This window comes from Ewingella sp. AOP9-I1-14, from assembly GCF_052375995.1.
In the GTDB taxonomy this organism is placed as follows: domain Bacteria; phylum Pseudomonadota; class Gammaproteobacteria; order Enterobacterales; family Enterobacteriaceae; genus Ewingella; species Ewingella allii.
The window spans coordinates 338841-356018 of sequence record NZ_JBQSVA010000004.1 but is presented as its reverse complement, the minus strand read 5'-3'; the positions used below and the strand labels follow the sequence as shown (position 1 = coordinate 356018).

13 protein-coding genes are annotated in these 17178 nt (G+C 49.9%); 7 read left to right on the top strand and 6 right to left on the bottom strand.

The annotated features are described in order from the left end of the window. The first annotated feature begins 923 nt into the window (after positions 1 to 923). Positions 924 to 1904, top strand: coding sequence for an acyltransferase family protein (locus ACT3RT_RS14245; protein ID WP_496203203.1), 981 nt, complete (start codon positions 924 to 926; stop codon positions 1902 to 1904). An 804-nt stretch (positions 1905 to 2708) separates the two neighbouring features. After that, positions 2709 to 3146, top strand: coding sequence for a hypothetical protein (locus ACT3RT_RS14240; RefSeq protein WP_353502146.1), 438 nt, complete (start codon positions 2709 to 2711; stop codon positions 3144 to 3146). Between the two features lie 72 nt (positions 3147 to 3218). Here ACT3RT_RS14240 and dsbB read toward each other — a convergent pair whose 3' ends face one another. Both dsbB and nhaB read right to left on the bottom strand, forming a co-directional pair. Then, the gene (gene dsbB, locus ACT3RT_RS14235) at positions 3219 to 3749 is read right to left on the bottom strand and encodes a disulfide bond formation protein DsbB (protein ID WP_034790680.1); all 531 of its coding nucleotides are present in this window, start codon (positions 3747 to 3749) and stop codon (positions 3219 to 3221) included. Between the two features lie 192 nt (positions 3750 to 3941). Further along, entirely contained in the window at positions 3942 to 5513 is a 1572-nt protein-coding gene (gene nhaB / locus ACT3RT_RS14230; RefSeq protein WP_485900713.1) for a sodium/proton antiporter NhaB, read from the bottom strand. Between the two features lie 242 nt (positions 5514 to 5755). On the opposite strand from nhaB, the gene fadR reads away from it, so the two are divergent. Beyond that, positions 5756 to 6475: a fatty acid metabolism transcriptional regulator FadR gene (fadR, locus tag ACT3RT_RS14225; RefSeq protein ID WP_353502144.1), complete on the top strand. Its 720-nt coding sequence runs from the start codon at positions 5756 to 5758 to the stop codon at positions 6473 to 6475. 94 nt (positions 6476 to 6569) lie between these two features. Here fadR and ACT3RT_RS14220 read toward each other — a convergent pair whose 3' ends face one another. Next, a complete protein-coding gene (locus ACT3RT_RS14220) occupies positions 6570 to 8105 on the bottom strand; it encodes a SpoVR family protein (RefSeq protein WP_353502143.1) in 1536 nt (511 codons plus the stop codon). Positions 8106 to 8651: 546 nt separating this feature from the next. Between ACT3RT_RS14220 and ACT3RT_RS14215 the strand changes: the two genes are divergently transcribed. Beyond that, positions 8652 to 9953 (top strand): D-amino acid dehydrogenase, encoded by a 1302-nt coding sequence (locus ACT3RT_RS14215; RefSeq protein ID WP_485900711.1) that lies wholly within the window; start codon positions 8652 to 8654, stop codon positions 9951 to 9953. 74 nt (positions 9954 to 10027) lie between these two features. Next, positions 10028 to 11101 carry a catabolic alanine racemase DadX gene (dadX, locus tag ACT3RT_RS14210; protein ID WP_485900709.1) on the top strand — a complete coding sequence of 358 codons (1074 nt, stop codon included), beginning with the start codon at positions 10028 to 10030 and terminating at the stop codon, positions 11099 to 11101. A gap of 22 nt (positions 11102 to 11123) precedes the next feature. Here the strand turns inward: dadX and ACT3RT_RS14205 are convergent, their stop codons facing one another. Both ACT3RT_RS14205 and nadE read right to left on the bottom strand, forming a co-directional pair. After that, positions 11124 to 12314, bottom strand: a complete 1191-nt coding sequence (locus ACT3RT_RS14205; RefSeq protein ID WP_496203202.1) for a multidrug effflux MFS transporter — start codon at positions 12312 to 12314, stop codon at positions 11124 to 11126. A 152-nt stretch (positions 12315 to 12466) separates the two neighbouring features. Then, positions 12467 to 13297 (bottom strand): NAD(+) synthase, encoded by an 831-nt coding sequence (gene nadE / locus ACT3RT_RS14200; protein ID WP_353502139.1) that lies wholly within the window; start codon positions 13295 to 13297, stop codon positions 12467 to 12469. A gap of 505 nt (positions 13298 to 13802) precedes the next feature. Here nadE and ACT3RT_RS14195 point away from each other — a divergent pair. Then, positions 13803 to 14567 carry a DUF481 domain-containing protein gene (locus ACT3RT_RS14195; RefSeq protein ID WP_353502138.1) on the top strand — a complete coding sequence of 255 codons (765 nt, stop codon included), beginning with the start codon at positions 13803 to 13805 and terminating at the stop codon, positions 14565 to 14567. A 320-nt stretch (positions 14568 to 14887) separates the two neighbouring features. Beyond that, positions 14888 to 15793: a lipid A hydroxylase LpxO gene (lpxO, locus tag ACT3RT_RS14190; protein ID WP_353502137.1), complete on the top strand. Its 906-nt coding sequence runs from the start codon at positions 14888 to 14890 to the stop codon at positions 15791 to 15793. Positions 15794 to 15885: 92 nt separating this feature from the next. On the opposite strand, the gene ACT3RT_RS14185 is transcribed toward lpxO, so the two are convergent. Continuing rightward, entirely contained in the window at positions 15886 to 17160 is a 1275-nt protein-coding gene (locus tag ACT3RT_RS14185; RefSeq protein ID WP_353502136.1) for a YeaH/YhbH family protein, read from the bottom strand. Between the last annotated feature and the right edge of the window lie 18 nt (positions 17161 to 17178).

The window sequence follows — 17178 nt, the reverse complement described above, 5'->3', positions numbered from 1 at the left end:
TTGACTCAGCCCGCAAGCCTTGCGACGGCAGTATTATCGTTACTGAGGTTTGCGCAGAGTTCTTGCTAAAGCGAATGCGCTTTCATCCGACGCTTTGCCTTGCTGATTTGGATCAGCCAAATGAGGTGACGCTTATCGACGGTGGAGACTAGGAGGGGTGATGAGACGATTATTTTCGGAGTGGTTACGCATGTGATCATCGACACGACCACGGAAGAGTTTGATGATAGCCCGCTGATGTGTTATTTAGTGGTTCAATCAGAGTCGCTTGGATGGGGTGGGGCAATATGACTTCGATCGAGCGAAAAGCGCAGGGGGCATATACGGGGGCAAAAAAATTACCGTAAACCGGCGTTACTACGTCAATCGTAGGTGCCATGTTTGCGGTAATACTCTGATTTAACCTTGATTCAATCCTACTTCACAACACTTCGTTATTTAGCATCCGCCTATCTTAAATAAGCCTAGTTGGGCGAAGTAAGAACCAAGCCATTGGTGAAGTAATTAATTTAAGTTGTACGGGGATAATATGGATAATATTTATCCCTGCCCATCAAATTATTATTTAATATGGCTTGTTAAATAGTAAGTATTTAGAGTTGGCAGGTGTTTTTTTATTGAGTGGATCTCTTTTGGGTTGATTTTCCACGATTTTTGATTTTCAAACCCCAACTTCAACGTCTTAAATAACTTTCTCGTGAAATGATTGTGTTTTATGGGGATGTGGGTTATATGCACTAAATTTAAATGTTTAAATTTAATATAATTGATTTTTTGTTGTGGTATTGGGTTTTTATAAGAGCTAAATGGTTCGATATGAATGCTTGAAATGAAGATGTATGATTAGATCTATGATTAATAGAATAGTTGACTTTTCCTGAAAATTAATTACAATCAAACGATTTTAATCAGGGTTTTATAAAATGACGCGAAAGCTTACGGTTATCGATAGTCTCACCTCCCTTAGGTTTTTTGCCGCGCTGGGAGTTTTCCTGCATCATCTTGGTATATTAAATAACTCGGATTCTCCATTTGTGAAGACGTTAGCGCGTTATTTTTTTAACGGTTATAGTGGAGTGACTTTCTTTTATATCCTTTCTGGATTTATCATTAGTTATAGTTTCAATCGGCATAAAATTTCAGGGGAGTATGATTCCAAAGATTTTATTATATTTCGCATTTCTAGGTTGTTCCCTGTCCATTTATTAACATTGGCTATTTTTATTTATACCTTCAATATCATTGACATACCTCAGGGAGTGGCAACGGCCAAGCTCTTATCTAACATTTTCCTTGTTCAGGCAATAATCCCTATCCAGGACTATTACTTCGCCTTTAACCCCGTAAGTTGGAGTATTTCTTGTGAGCTTTTGTTTTATATCGCCTTTGTTTTTTTAGTTAGATTTAGAACGAAATATTTAATTGCATTTCTCACTGTTTCTTTATTGTTGAATGTTTTTTTTGCTGCATCGCCTATAGGTTATTTTTCCTCGCATTGGTTTTTATACATAAATCCCTTCTTTAGACTATCAGACTTTATAATCGGAATGTTGTTCTGCCGATGGTTCTTGGCTTCAAATTTTCAACCTAGCGTCAGGATATGTAGTGTTTTTGAGGTTCTTTCTCTGTTTTCATTAATTCTAACGATATATGTTGCTACAAATTACATCCATAACATGAACTTTAAATATGATTTATTCTTCATACCATGTATGTTTTTAATAGTTGCGACGTTTTCATTTAATAATGGAGTTGTGTCTAGATTTCTTTCTAATAAATTTTTAAAATTTCTTGGCGAGTCTTCATTTTCATTCTACATGATCCATTTTATATTTGTATCGAAGCTAAATGAACTCCTTCTTCCTTCCCCAATAATACGAAGGAATTGGTTACTTATATTTTAATTGCTTTCATTTGTTCATTGCTGTCATCAATGCTGATGTTCAAGCTTTTTGAACTGCCGATTAATAAATTCATCAGAAATAAGTGGGTTTCATTTAGATACAGTAAATCTCTGACAGTTGTGAAATAAACGTTACTAATAATTACAAAAAGCCCATATTTGATATGGGCTTTCCATTTCAAAATTCTGTCCAGACTCAATGAAAAATCAAGCTTTGTCGATTCCTTATTTACGAGAGCAAGATGGTTGTAGAAGATCTCACCATCGTTGACTGAGTGCCGTCTACCTTAGAGAAGTAACAGCTTTGTACTTGCCATTTAAAGTGTTCAAAGAAAGCCCATCAGTAAGGCGGGTTTTCTGTTTAAAGAGTTAAACAGTCTTAATAGCAGGTGCCATCTTTATGATGAGACCCCGTGCCACCGTGCGGGTGCGTGCCTTTAGGACATGCCATTGCTGAAGCTGAAGTGAGAGGATTCAAAGGGGAGGGAAACCCAAAAAGAAAAGGCCCCGAGTGTTCGAAAACAGCTCAGGGCCCTACCAATCATTGCTACATGAAGTGGACGGCGATTATGTCTAAAGCTAATCAATTAGTAAACAACTAAAACGCTGAGTGATAGGTGTTTTTTTTGTAGGTATCGTTAAAATAATGCTTGCTCAAGAAATCGGCGATTGGCGCTTTTTCTGGCAGAATTTTGTGAAAAAGCGGTGATCCGCGTTTGATACATTGCCTTCGCTCTCCTCGCTGCTATGATTCGACTATCAATTTTTTGTATATCAATTGGTTCGTCAATTCAGGAAAACCAAAATGAATAAAACCTTTATCGCATTGGCCGTGCTGATGCTCGCCGGTTGTGCGAAAAATCCCTACCAGGCAGCGCCGCAGGTGATTCAATCCGATGTGATCACCCAGACTGACCCGAGACTCAAAGCAGAAGTTGATCCGCAAGCGGACAAGGGCAAAACGCGGGTGAGACTGCACCGTGCCGACCAGTGGACGCTGGTGCCTTTCGAGAGAACCTGTCCGCTGTACGTGCGCGTGGACAATAAAGTGGTGGCGGCTTTGCAGTTTAACGAATACGTCGACCTTAACCTGATCAACGGCAAAAGAGATGTGAAGGTGAGCCTGGCTTGTACTCTGACCGGTCGTTCGGCTGAAGCCGTGATTCAGGCTGATGGTACTCCGCAGGAGTATGAAACTGACAGCGGCTGGTACGGCCAACTGCGTTTGTGGCGCACCAAGTAAACTTTCGCGTCATATCACATGCAATAAAAAAGGCGCCTTAGGCGCCTTTTTCGTTAATGCAGAATCGGGTTATTAGCGAGTGAACAGGTCACGGCGTTTTGGTTTAACGAACTGCGCGATTAATACCAGCAGAGCGATAACCATAAACACGCTGAACACCACCACTAACCACTGTGGCATACCCAAAGTCAGGAATTCCCACTGTTTCTCTGCACAGTCACCGGTAGCAACGAACACGGACGGCAACCATTTGTCGAGAGGCAACCAGCTTGGGAAGCGGGCGGCGAAGTCACAGGTGGCGAACGGAGAAGGATGAAGCTGAATCATGGTGTGTTCCCATGACAGGCGGATCCCTTCGTAGGCGCTGTAAATCCAAATCAAAATACCGGCATAGCGCAACCAGGTCGAAGGTGCGATAGCACCAACAATTCCGGCACCCAATACGCCAAACAGTGCGCAACGCTCATAAATACACATTACGCAAGGTTGTAATAACATGACGTGTTGGAAATAAAGAGCAACCAGTTCTAACACCAGCGCAGTTAACGCTAACAGCAGCCATGCACCGCGCCCTTGGGAGCAGCGGTTTAGATATTGCAACATAGTTTTGTTTCCATGCAGTAAGCAACTGCCAAGCAGTGTAAACGAATTCACATTTGCTGCCAGCCTGCCGAATTAAAATTCATGTAAAAAATAGCAGTAAAAACACACACTTTTCATTCTGTCAGAGTGTTTACATTTCACAGAATGCCTGAAGATTTTTGCCGCCGATATCTTTTCTTTATCCCCGCACGCTTAAGGCAGAATTTCTTTGATATTAGGCAGAGTTATCCAATGCATATCGCTAAACCATTGCGTTAAATCCGGTAACAGATATTGCACACACAGCCAGCCAACCAGGGTCATCACCACGGTATAAGGCAGGGCCATCCACACCATCCGCCCGTAAGACAGGCGAATCAGCGGCGCTAAAGCTGACGTGAGCAGGAACAGGAAGGCAGCCTGACCGTTGGGTGTCGCCACCGACGGCAAATTGGTGCCGGTATTAATGGCGACCGCCAGCAGTTGGAACTGCTCCAGTGAGATGACGCCATTTTCCAACGCGGTTTTGGCTTCATTGATATAGACCGTACCGACAAACACGTTATCGGACACCGATGAGAGCAGGCCGTTAAATAGATAGAACAGCGACAGCTGGTTGGCTGGCTCGGCGCGTAACACAAAGTGGATGATCGGGCTAAAGAGATGCTGCTCGATGATCACCGCCACCACCGCGAAAAAGACCGTCAGCAAGGCGGTGAAGGGCAGCGCATCCTGAAAAGCTTTGCCGATGGCATGTTCATCGGTCACGCCGCACAGGGCAGTCGCGAAGATAATCACCGACAGGCCAATCAGGCCCACTTCCGCCAGATGAAAGGCCAGGGCGATAATCAGCCAGACGCCAATCACCGCCTGTACCGCGAGTTTAATCCGCTCCTGCTTATCCCTTTTGGCGGCGTTTTGCAGATCGTACTTTTTCAGAATATCAAACACACTGGCGGGAAGTGCCGCGCCATAGCCAAACACCTTGAAGCGCTCCACCAGAAAACAGACCAGCAGCCCGCAGAAGAACACCGGGACCGACACTGGCGAGACGCGCAGGGCGAAGTCGGCGAACTGCCAGCCCGCCGATTTAGCAATAATCAGGTTTTGCGGCTCGCCAACCATGGTCATCACGCCGCCCAGCGCGGTGCCGACGCCCGCGTGCATCATCAGGCTGCGCAAGAAGGCGCGGAACTGTTCCAGCGTCTGCTGATGCTGCTGGGAGTCACTGAAGCCAGTGTCATCGTTGACATCTGCCTGATCCCCGGCGTTGGAGGCGACGCGGTGGTAAATAGAGTAGAACCCGACTGAGACGCTGATCACCACCGCCACCACGGTTAACGCGTCGAGGAAGGCGGAGAGAAAGGCCGCCGCCAGGCAGAAGGAGAGAGAAAGGGCGGTTTTGCTGCGAATGTTGAGCAGCAGCTTGGTGAACACGAAGAGCAGCAACTGCTTCATAAAGTAGATGCCTGCGACCATAAAGATCAGCAGCAAAATTACTTCCAGATTGGAAAATACCTGCTCTTTAATTCTCTCCGCACTGGTCATGCCGATCATCACGGCTTCAATCGCCAGCAGGCCGCCGGGCTGTAATGGGTAGCACTTTAACGCCATGCCAAGCGTGAAAATAAACTCAACGACTAACAGCCAGCCGGCAAGAAAAGGACTCACCAGAAAATAAATAATAGGGTTAAGAATTAGGAAGCCAATAATGGTTAATTTATACCAATCGGGGGACTGGCCGAGGAAGTTTTTGACGAACGCGCGTCGAAAAGTCATGTCCATGGTAAGGACGTCTCCATTTTTGTAATGCAGCAAAATCAACTGACTAGGCTAGGTAATTCCACTCAGCAATGCGAGTCAAATTGCATAAATAAGGTGATTACTGCTTAAATATCGGAAAATTTTGACGGCCTATGCACAGTTTCACTATAAGTTCGGAAAGGCCGCTATAACATGCCATTTACGTCTGGTATGATGAGCAGAATTATATCGCCAATAAAAGTCCTAAACGGAATGTAAACACCATGGTTATTAAGGCGCAGAGTCCTGCCGGTTTCGCCGAAGAGTACATTATAGAAAGTATCTGGAACAGCCGCTTCCCGCCGGGATCAATTCTTCCCGCCGAACGCGAACTTTCAGAGTTAATTGGCGTGACGCGCACCACATTGCGTGAGGTTTTACAACGGCTTGCGCGTGACGGCTGGCTGACCATTCAGCACGGCAAACCGACCAAAGTGAATAACTTCTGGGAAACGTCAGGGCTGAATATCCTAGAAACGCTAGCCCGTTTGGACCACGCCAGCGTCCCGCAGTTGATTGATAACCTGTTGTCGGTTCGCACCAACATTGCGACGATTTTTATCCGCCGCGCGATGCGCAAAAACCCGGAAGAGACTCAGCAAGTTCTGGCTAAGGCGCATGAAGTTTCTGACAATGCTGAAGCCTTTATGGAGCTGGATTACGGCATTTTCCGTGGTTTGGCTTTCGCTTCCGGCAACCCGATTTATGGTTTGATTATTAATGGTTTACGCGGTTTATACACCCGAGTTGGCCGTTATTACTTCTCCAACTCTGAAGCGCGTAAACTGGCGATTGCCTTTTATCAGCGCCTGTCGCGCATTTGCGAAGAGAAGAGCTACGATCAGGTGGTTGACTGCGTGCGCGAATATGGCCGCCAAAGTGGTGAAATTTGGCACAGCATGCAAAGCACCATGCCGGGCGATTTGACCGACAAGAAACGCTAATCTCGCTGTAGACAGCAGTTAGTCGCAGTAAAAGAAAAGGGCGCCTAGGCGCCCTTTTTGCTGGCTGAGAGCCAGTGGTGGATGAGATGAACCGTTAAAGCGGCGCTGGCCTTGGCGGGCAGCGTTCAAGAAGCTCGACGCTGCCGTCCTCATTTAACTGCTCCATAAACACGTCAAAGCCCCATAGGCGATGAATGTGCTTCATCACTTCGCGACGGCTTTTATCCAGCGGGGCGCGATCCTGCGGAATATAGCGCAGGGTCAGCGAGCGGTCGCCGCGCAAATCCACGTTCCACACTTGAATATTCGGCTCATGATGGCTCAGGTTATACTGCGCTGATAACTCCTCGCGTATCGCCCGATATCCCTCTTCATTGTGAATAGCGGCGATTTCCAGATAATTATTTCGGTCATCGTCGAGCACGGTAAACAGCTTGAAGTCGCGCATCACTTTTGGCGACAAGAACTGGCTAATAAAGCTTTCGTCTTTAAAATCGCGCATCGCAAAATGCAGCGTGTCGAGCCAGTCTGAACCGGCGATGTCCGGGAACCAATACCTGTCCTCTTCCGTTGGCGACTGACAGATTCGCTTGAGGTCCTGGAACATGGCGAAGCCCAGCGCGTAAGGGTTTATGCCGCTGTAGTACGGGCTATTATAAGGCGGCTGGAACACCACGTTGGTGTGGCTGTGCAGGAATTCCAGAATGAATTTGTCCGACACTTTACCTTCGTCATACAGATGATTGAGGATGGTGTAGTGCCAGAAGGTCGCCCAGCCCTCGTTCATCACCTGAGTCTGTTTCTGCGGATAGAAATATTGGCTGATTTTACGCACGATGCGCAGGATCTCGCGTTGCCACGGTTCGAGCAGCGGGGCATTTTTCTCCATGAAATAGAGAATGTTTTCCTGCGGCTCGGAAGGGAAACGGCGGGCCTGCTCGGGCGCGTCCACGCTGTCTTTACGCGGCAGCGTCTTCCACAGCGAGTTAACCTGACTTTGCAGGTAAGCCTCGCGACTTTCCTGACGCGCTTTCTCTTCTTGCAGTGAGATTTTCTGCGGGCGCTTGTAGCGATCGACGCCGTAATTCATCAACGCGTGGCAAGAGTCGAGCAGGCGCTCAACTTCCTCTACGCCGTAACGCTCCTCGCACTGGCTGATGTAACGGCGTGCAAACAGCAGGTAATCGACAATTGAGCTGGCGTCGGTCCAGCTGCGGAACAGGTAGTTATTTTTGAAGAACGAGTTGTGCCCATAGCAGGCATGCGCCATCACCAGCGCTTGCATGGTCATGGTGTTCTCTTCCATCAAATAGGCGATACAAGGGTTGGAGTTGATGACGATTTCGTAAGCCAGACCCTGCTGCCCCTGCTTATAGCGCTGCTCGGTTTCGATAAATTTCTTACCAAACGACCAGTGTGTATAGTTGATAGGCATGCCAATGCTTGAATACGCATCCATCATTTGTTCGGAGGTGATGACTTCAATTTGATGCGGATAAGTATCAAGTCGGTAAGACTTCGCGACCCGGTCAATCTCTTCGAGATAGGTCTGCAATAGATCAAACGTCCAGTCCGGTCCATCGCTCAGACGCTGGTCTGCCATTTTAAAATCTTGGGTCTTTGTCGTCATAAGCCGCACCCTCATTCAGTTACGGACGCAACAGAGTGTTTGATTCAGAACTGTTTATTACGAAATTTGTGCGCCCATAGATAATCGTAGCTCAATCTGTTGGTTATGCAGATAGCGCTGGTTTAATAAGCATGAATTATTGCTATCAAGCCGACAGCTTCATCAAACGCTTATGGCATAAAACAGTCAATCGCTACGATGAAGTCAGACAATATTTCCCATAACTCAATCTTTAGAGGATTGTTCTGCAAAATTGCCTTTTGTTTGGTTTTAAATAACAAAAAGAATCTCGGGTTAACTGCTCGTGCTGAAAGTGATGGTTTATCGCGACTGCCGCAATATGCCGCTGCTTTGAACAGCATAGGGCGCGGGGTTGGGGGATATTGTTATTTTTATGTGACTGTTGAAAAATAGAGGTAGATACAGGATAAATAATTGTGAAATCCATCGCGGTTTTCGCCGCAGGTGTTGGCAATTGGCCGCTGTCAGGTTAGTTTCCGTCTCACAGAATATTATGCTTTATATTGCCTTTGATTGGAGTCGAGTATGCGCGTGGTTATTTTGGGCAGTGGAGTGGTTGGTGTTGCCAGTGCCTGGTATTTGGCAAAGGCCGGACATCAGGTGACGGTCATTGACAGACAAGCCGGACCGGCGGAAGAGACTAGCGCGGGGAATGCCGGGCAAATCTCTCCCGGTTATGCTGCCCCTTGGGCTGCGCCAGGCGTGCCATTAAAGGCGATTAAGTGGATGTTCCAGCGCCACGCGCCGCTGGCGATCCGCCTCGACGGCAGTAGCTTCCAGCTGAAATGGATGTGGCAAATGCTGCGTAACTGCAACATGGACCATTACCAGACCAACAAAAGCCGCATGGTGAGACTGGCCGAGTACAGCCGCGATTGCCTGAAAACGCTGCGCGAAGAGACCGGCATCCAGTACGAAGGCCGTCAGGGCGGAACTTTACAGCTGTTTCGCACCGCCCAGCAGTTCGAAAGTGCGTCGAAAGACATTGCCGTGCTGGAAGAGGCGGGCGTGCCTTACCAACTGCTGGAATCCAGCCAGCTGGCGACGGTTGAACCTGCTTTGGCTCAGGTGGCGCATAAGCTTACCGGCGGCCTGCGCTTGCCGAATGATGAAACCGGTGACTGCCAGCTGTTTACTCGTCAACTGGCTGAAATGGCGCGTCAGGCGGGCGTAGTATTTGAATTTAACCGCAGCGTCGACAAGCTGCTGGTGGAAAATGGTCAGGTCACTGGCGTGCAGTGCGGCGCGGAAGTGGTCAAAGGCGACGCCTATGTAGTGGCTTTCGGCTCCTACTCGACGGCCCTGTTGCAAGATTTAGTCTCGATCCCGGTCTATCCGTTGAAGGGCTACTCGCTGACTATTCCAATCACTGACCCGGCCTCCGCGCCATTCTCCACCGTGCTGGATGAAACCTACAAAATCGCCATCACCCGTTTTGACGACCGTATTCGCGTCGGCGGCATGGCGGAAATCGTCGGCTTCAACACCCAGCTGGCGAAGGCTCGCCGCGAAACGCTGGAGATGGTGGTGCGCGACCTCTACCCGAACGGCGGCAACGTCGAGCAAGCTTCCTTCTGGACCGGCCTGCGCCCAATGACCCCAGACGGCACGCCGATCGTCGGTAAAACGCGCCTGAAAAATCTCTACCTGAATACCGGCCACGGTACGCTCGGGTGGACCATGGCCTGTGGCTCCGGCCAGCTGCTGTCGGACATTATCACCGGCGTAACTCCGGCTATTCCGGCCGACGATTTAGCCGTAGAGCGTTACAGCCCGGACTTCGCCGCGACGCATCCAAACATTCATAAAATGCATCCTATCGGCTAATAGCCCATTCAATGTTGAGCCGGTCAGCAGGCGTTATTGGAAGACCGGCTCATTGATTCGCCTCTGGAGACTGTATGCCACGTCCGATTTCCGCTACGTTGTCACTTTCTGCGTTATCCAATAATTTGCAGGTTATCCGCCGTTTCGCGCCACGCAGTAAAGTCTGGTCGGTGGTCAAAGCCAATGCTTATGGCCACGGCGTTGAGCATGTACTGAAAGGCCTATCGGCCACTGACGGCTTTGGTTTGCTCGATTTTAAAGAAGCCGTTTTGCTGCGCGAGTCGGGCTGGCAGGGGCCGATTCTGCTGCTGGAAGGCTTCTTCTCACCGGCCGATCTCGAGGCGATTGATCAATATCGCCTGACCACCGCCGTGCACAGCGACTGGCAGATTGATGCCATCAAGCAGGCCAAGCCTGGCGCGCCAATCAATGTTTATTTGAAGATTAACAGCGGCATGAACCGACTGGGCTTCATGCCGGAAAAGGTTGAGGCCGCGTGGCACGCGCTGAAGGCTTTGCCGCAGGTCGGCGAAATTACCCTGATGAGCCACTTTGCTCACGCCGACGGCCCGGAAGGCGTCGAGGGGCAGATGACACAGATCCTTGCCGCCGGGGAGAACATCTCAGGCCCAAGATCGCTGGCCAACTCGGCGGCGACGCTGTGGTACCCCGAAACCCATTATGACTGGGTCCGTCCGGGCATTATTCTCTACGGCGCGTCGCCGAGTGGCAAATGGCGGGATATCGCCGACAGCGGGCTGAAACCGGTGATGACCCTGAGCACCGAAATTATCGCCACCCAGCAGTTGCGGGCGGGCGACCGCGTGGGCTACAGCGGCCGCTATCGCGCGGCGAGCGAGCAGCGCATTGGCATCATCGCCTGTGGCTATGCCGACGGTTATCCGCGCCACGCGCCGAGCGGCACGCCGGTATGGGTGGATGGGGTGATGACGCAAACCGTTGGCACAGTGTCGATGGATATGATTATGGTCGACCTAACGCCATGCCCGCAGGCCGCCATAGGGTCGAAGGTGGAGCTGTGGGGAGCCAACCTGCCGGTTGACGATGTGGCGACCGTGGCCGGAACCCTGGGCTATGAGCTGTTGTCAGCCTTAGCGCCAAGAGTCCCGGTCAGGTTAGTTGACTGAATCGAGTGACATAAGTTTCTTATTAACCAAGGCGGGTCAAGCGGCCCGCAGATTTCTTACTGGCGCGACGTGCTAACAGCGCCAGACAGCCTCCCGCCAGCATCACCAGTGCCAAACTCAGTTTCGGCTGCAGCGGCAACGCCATGGCGATAAAGCCAAACAGCGCGCCTCCCGCCATCTGTACAGAACCCACCAATGCCGAGGCCACGCCCGCTTCATTGGAAAACGGCTCCAGCGCGTAGCTGGTGGCCGGCCCAATCAGGAAAGCCAAACCTGCGCAGGCGCTGGCGACGGGCAGCATATACAGCCAAGTGGCGTGCTGCTGTTCCGGGGCGATAAGGGTTAAGCCCGCCAGTAATCCCGCACAGCCGACGAACATCAACAACGCGCCGGAAGCCAGACAGACCGGGCGTCCCACCTTCTGAATAATACGGTTAGCGATAAAGCTGACCGCCATGATCCAAAATCCGTTTGCGCCGAAGACCAGCGAAAACTCGAACGGCGTCAGTCCCGCCTGGCTCATCAGCACCGTCGGAGCCAGTGAGACATAGATCAGGGCCATGCCCATCGCTCCGGCGTTGACCGCGGCGAAGGTGATGAAGCGTTTGTTGAACAAGATCCGGGCGTACTGTTTGAACGGCAGGCCGCCGGACTGGGTGTCAGCAGGGCGCGTCTCCGGCAGTTTGAACAGCACCAGTGCCAGAATCAGTATGCTATAGCCACATAGTGCCCAGAAGGGCGCGCGCCAGCCAAAGAACTGGGCAATCAGGCCGCCAATCAGCGGCGCCAGCGCCGGAATGATGTTCAGCGTGCCGTTGAGGAAGCCGTAGGCGCGGGCCGCGTCATCGCCACTCATTCGGTCGCGCACGCTGCTAAACACCACCACCGAGGTACAGCAGACCGCCAGCCCCTGAATCACGCGGGAGAACATAAACATAAACGCCGTCTCCGCCGTGGCGGCGACAATTGCGCCAACCAAATAGACGATCACGCCAATAATGGCGATCGGGCGGCGGCCGTAGCGGTCAACCAATGGCCCGGCAATCAGCTGCCCCAGCCCCATCACTAAAATAAACAGCGAAATAGAAGATTGGATAATGGTTTCTGCGCTGTTCAATCCCTTGGCAATCGCCGGGATAGCAGGGAGATAGAGATCAATCCCCAGTGGTCCAAGCAGGACCAGCGTTAACAGCAGGAAAAGGAATTTTTGCATATAAAACATCACAGTCCGTGTTCGAAGGGAGGCTAAGGGTAATGATTTCATCCCGCGATGGAAAGGAATTGTTAAACAATTATAGAGGCACTGCTGGATAAAAAAACGGACACCCTGGGGTGCCCGTCAGAGGGTTGGTCGTAATAGAAGTCTTATTTCTTTTTCCAGAAATCATCAAACACGGTAACCGGCGGCTGGCGTTTATGCTCGGTGCGCAGATACCAGCCCTCGATGGTTGATGCGGCTTTCTGGTCAATGGTTTTGCCTTCCAGATAGTCGTCAATCAGCTCATAGGTGACGCCCAGCGCGACTTCGTCCGGCAGCGAAGGGCGGTTCTCTTCCAAATCGGCGGTCGGGGCTTTGGTATAAAGATGCTCTGGGCAGCCGAGGTGCTTGAGCAGGGCTTTGCCCTGACGCTTGTTCAGGCGGAAGATAGGGTTGATGTCAGTGCCGCCGTCGCCGTACTTGGTGAAGAAGCCGGTCACGGCCTCTGCCGCGTGGTCGGTGCCGACCACCACGCCTTTTTTCATCCCGGCGATGCTGTATTGCGCCTTCATACGTTCACGCGCCTTCTCATTCCCTTTGATGAAATCGCTTAATTCGATACCGATTTCGCGCAGAGTCGCTTCGCTGGCTAATACCGCATTTTTGATATTTACCGTCAATACCTGATCGGGTTTGATAAAGTCGATGGCGTCAATGCAGTCTGATTCATCGGCCTGCACGCCATAAGGCAGACGCACGGCGATGAACTGATAGCTCTCATCTGAGGTTTCCGCACGTAATTCACTAATTGCCGTTTGGCAAAGTTTACCGGTAAGAGTAGAATCCTGCCCGCCGCTGATGCCCAGTACCAAAGATTTAATAAAGGGATGGGCCAGCAAATAACTTTTTAGAAAATCGACGCTGGTGCGAACTTCTTGTGCCGCGTCTATTTGCGGTTTGACGTGCAAAGCCTGAATGATTTCTTGTTGTAAAGCCATGACCACTCCTCCTGAAGGCAGCCGTCGAGGAACTCGCGGCGCAATAAGATATTTTCAACAGGTCTAAAGCTAACTCGCCTCGTTCAAAAGGACAAGATAGCGCATCCGGTTCGGCCGAAATCTGTGCAGTCTTGGGGTGGAAAACGTTGAGCGCCCAAAATGGGAAACGGGTTAAAACAATTTTCAAGGGCGCAAGCTCAGAATATGGAAACAAATTGTAATGATTACGTTTGGTTCTATTTCAGGAAATATTTGTCACTCGGAACACTCTAAAAAGTCCGGTTAAAAAAGGATATTAGCCACTATGTGCTGTATATTCGTTGCGGGTTTAACCAGTATGTATCAGTTCGTGCGCTATTGAAGGGAATTGCCAGGTTTGCTTAAAGGACCTAAATGAACGGCAAAATTATTTCGATATGCAGTTATCTCAATGTGTAGGGGATCCAGAGTTAAATCATCTTGGGCCACCTTGTACTATTTGCCTTAAGTCGATTGGGGAAGCAAAATGTTTTTTCGGGTTGTTCGTCGTTTACCAGCTTGCGCGGTAGTTTGCGGAGCTGCGCTGTTCAGTATTTCAAGTTTGGCAGACACCACTATTTTCACCGCGCTGGACGATCCTGCTACGGCGAAAAAGCCGTTTGAAGGCAATATTCAGGCGGGTTATACCGCGCAAACCGGTAACACCACTAACTCATCTCTGAGCGCTGACACCACCATGACGTGGTTCAACACCAATACTGCTAACAGTATCTGGGGTTCAGCACGCAACACTTCTTCTTCCGGTGTGCGTTCATCCGAGAAATATCAGGCTGGCGCGCGTAGCCGCTACAACCTGGATGACAATAATTATGTGTTCGGTCAGGGCAGCTGGCTGAGTGACCGCTATAACGGCTATCGCGCGCGCGATGTCGGTGCAGTCGGTTACGGTCGTCAGATCTGGAGTGGTCCGGTACACACGCTGAACCTGGAAGCCGGTCCGGGTGTTCGTCACGATGAGTTCGAGCAGGGCGGTAACTCGACTCGTGCTTTGGCTTACGCATCTGGCGCTTACAGCTACAAAATCAGCGACACGGCTAAATTTACCCAAGGCCTGTCTGTCTTAGCGAACGACGAAACCACCTATAACTCAGAGACGGCGTTGACGGTTGCTATCAACAATCATTTTTCTCTGAAACTGGCTTACGACGTGACTTACAACACCAAACCACCAGCCAGTGCGCCGGATAAAACCGACACTGTGACCTCAATCAATTTGGTTTACGGCTTATAAGTTCGCTATTAATAAGCTACCCCAGTTTATTAAGTCGTTAATAGTTTGAGTTTTAAAAGCCAGCGGAGCAATCGACTGGCTTTTTTATTATCTGCAATCAGGCTAACTTCCAATAATAGCCGCAAATACCCATGTAATAACTGGGTTTATTTGATTGCGAGTGCGGCTTATCTCAGAAAACAACAGCTGGTTTAATTACTGTTTAAACTCATTAGGAACTGTACCTAAAAGGCACAAATAGCATAAAATTGTAACTACAAATTTAGAATAAATCTGATTTATAATATGGTCATATTTATAATTCGTAGAGGATGGACCCTATGACGGCCATTATTATTCTTACCATTTTTGTGATTAGCTTTATTTATGCGCATTCGCGCGGCAAGGTTAAACAGAAGTTTTCGCGCCAACTACTCGATCACTCGACTTTTATGGGGCCGGTAAATATGTTTATGACCGGCTTTTCTGCACTGCCATCGAAACCTTATTTCCCGGCGGAAGATTTCCCGGAATTACAGCGTTTAACCGATAACTGGCAAACTATTCGTGATGAGGCCGTGCGCCTGCAAGACCATATTAAAGCAGCACAGACCAATAACGACGCAGGCTTTAATACTTTCTTTAAACGCGGCTGGAAACGCTTCTATTTGAAGTGGTACGGCGACAGCCATCCGTCGGCGGAAAACCTCTGCCCGAAGACGGTGGAACTGTTAAACAGCATTCCTTCTGTTAAAGCCGCGATGTTCGCCGAGTTGCCGTCGGGCAGCTATTTGGGTAAACACCGTGACCCCTATGCCGGTTCCGTGCGTTATCACCTTGGCCTGATGACGCCAAATGATGACCGCTGCTTTATCGAGGTGGACGGCATCAAGCACAGCTGGCGCGACGGCCAACCGGTGATTTTCGATGAAACCTTTGTTCACTGGGCGGAAAACAAGACTGACGAAACGCGCATTATTCTTTTCTGCGACGTAGAGCGCAAAATGAAGTGGCCGTGGGCGCAGCGCGTTAACCATTGGGTTGGCAGCACGCTGATGTCAGCCGCCAGTTCGCCTAACGATGAGCAGGACCGCACCGGTTTTATTAATAAGATATTCAAGTATGTCTATGCATTGCGTAACGGCGGGCAGGCCTTAAAAGCGCGTAGCCGTAAAACCTATTATTCGTTGAAATGGTTGGTGATGATTGGCATTTTGGCCGCTATTATTCTGCCAAGTATCAGTTAAGTCATTATATTTTTAACGGTTAGGCGAAATAGAAAACGGCCAGTTAAATCAATTAACTGGCCGTTTTATTAGGCAGCTTAAGTATAACGCGCTTAATTTTCTTGAACTTGCTTATGGAACAGCTCGCGGAATACCGGGTAAATATCCTCCGGCTCGCGAATATGTTGCATGGCGAAATTACCAAACTTCTGCTGCAATACTTCATATTCGCGCCACAGCGTTTGATGAGCCCGCCGGGTTATCTCGATATAACTATAATAACGCACCATAGGTAGCAGCTTCTGTGCCAATATTTGGTGGCACAGCGGTGAGTCATCGGCCCAGTTATCGCCGTCAGACGCCTGCGCTGCGTAAATATTCCACGCCGCCGGGTCGTAACGCTCCTGAATAACTTCGTCCATTAACTTCAACGCGCTGGATACAATAGTCCCGCCAGTCTCCTGCGAGTAGAAAAACTCCTGTTCATCCACTTCTTTGGCCTGAGTATGGTGGCGGATATAGACTACATCGACGTTTTTATAGGTTCTGCTCAGGAACAGATAGAGCAGAATATAGAAACGCTTGGCCATATCTTTGGTCGCCTGATCCATGGAGCCGGAGACGTCCATCAAGCAGAACATCACCGCCTGGCTGGAAGGCTCAGGGCGCCGCTCGTAGTTCTTGTAGCGTAAATCAAAGGTATCGATGAACGGCGTTCTGGCGATTTTCTGCCGTAACTCCGCAATCTCCTTGCGCAGCCGTTCTTCTTCTAACAGTTGCGCGGGCTCGCTGTTTTCGACTTCCGTCAGCGTGGACTCCAGCTCGCGCAACTCCCGTTTTTTCCCTGCGGTCATCGCCGTGCGGCGGGCGAGGGAGTTCTGCAAAGAGCGAACAACACTGATATTGGCCGGGACACCGTTTGAGGTAAAACCCGCGCGGTGCGTTTTGTACTCGGTCATCTGCCGGAACTGGTTTTTCTGCAAATTCGGCAGGGCTAAGTCTTCGAACAACAGGTCAAGATACTCGTCTTTCGAAATCTGGAAGGAGAACTCATCCTGGCCTTCACCGTCCTTGCTGGCGTCACCTTGGCCGCTGCCGCCGCCACCGCCCCCTTGCGGTCGTTCGATGCGGTCATTCTGCACAAAGTGATCGTTGCCGGGGTGAACGCGGTGGCGCAAGCCGCCGCGACCCTGATGAAACATAGGCTCGTTGATATCTTCATTGGGGATCGAAACGGACTCCCCGCTGTTTACGTCGGTAACCGAACGCTTGTTGATGGCCTCGGCAATCGACTGTTTGATTTGCGACTTATAGCGGCGTAAAAAGCGCTGGCGGTTAACCGCGCTTTTATTCTTGCCATTCAGTCGACGGTCAATAAAGTACGTCATATTTCCCCCAAACGACGT

Bases quoted from the DNA above. Each gene is read 5' to 3' on its own strand.
- ACT3RT_RS14245 (WP_496203203.1), top strand. From the start codon at position 924: ATGACGCGAAAGCTTACGGTTATCGATAGTCTCACCTCCCTTAGGTTT.
- ACT3RT_RS14240 (WP_353502146.1), top strand. From the start codon at position 2,709: ATGAATAAAACCTTTATCGCATTGGCCGTGCTGATGCTCGCCGGTTGT.
- dsbB (WP_034790680.1), bottom strand. From the start codon at position 3,749: ATGTTGCAATATCTAAACCGCTGCTCCCAAGGGCGCGGTGCATGGCTG.
- nhaB (WP_485900713.1), bottom strand. From the start codon at position 5,513: ATGGACATGACTTTTCGACGCGCGTTCGTCAAAAACTTCCTCGGCCAG.
- fadR (WP_353502144.1), top strand. From the start codon at position 5,756: ATGGTTATTAAGGCGCAGAGTCCTGCCGGTTTCGCCGAAGAGTACATT.
- ACT3RT_RS14220 (WP_353502143.1), bottom strand. From the start codon at position 8,105: ATGACGACAAAGACCCAAGATTTTAAAATGGCAGACCAGCGTCTGAGC.
- ACT3RT_RS14215 (WP_485900711.1), top strand. From the start codon at position 8,652: ATGCGCGTGGTTATTTTGGGCAGTGGAGTGGTTGGTGTTGCCAGTGCC.
- dadX (WP_485900709.1), top strand. From the start codon at position 10,028: ATGCCACGTCCGATTTCCGCTACGTTGTCACTTTCTGCGTTATCCAAT.
- ACT3RT_RS14205 (WP_496203202.1), bottom strand. From the start codon at position 12,314: ATGCAAAAATTCCTTTTCCTGCTGTTAACGCTGGTCCTGCTTGGACCA.
- nadE (WP_353502139.1), bottom strand. From the start codon at position 13,297: ATGGCTTTACAACAAGAAATCATTCAGGCTTTGCACGTCAAACCGCAA.
- ACT3RT_RS14195 (WP_353502138.1), top strand. From the start codon at position 13,803: ATGTTTTTTCGGGTTGTTCGTCGTTTACCAGCTTGCGCGGTAGTTTGC.
- lpxO (WP_353502137.1), top strand. From the start codon at position 14,888: ATGACGGCCATTATTATTCTTACCATTTTTGTGATTAGCTTTATTTAT.
- ACT3RT_RS14185 (WP_353502136.1), bottom strand. From the start codon at position 17,160: ATGACGTACTTTATTGACCGTCGACTGAATGGCAAGAATAAAAGCGCG.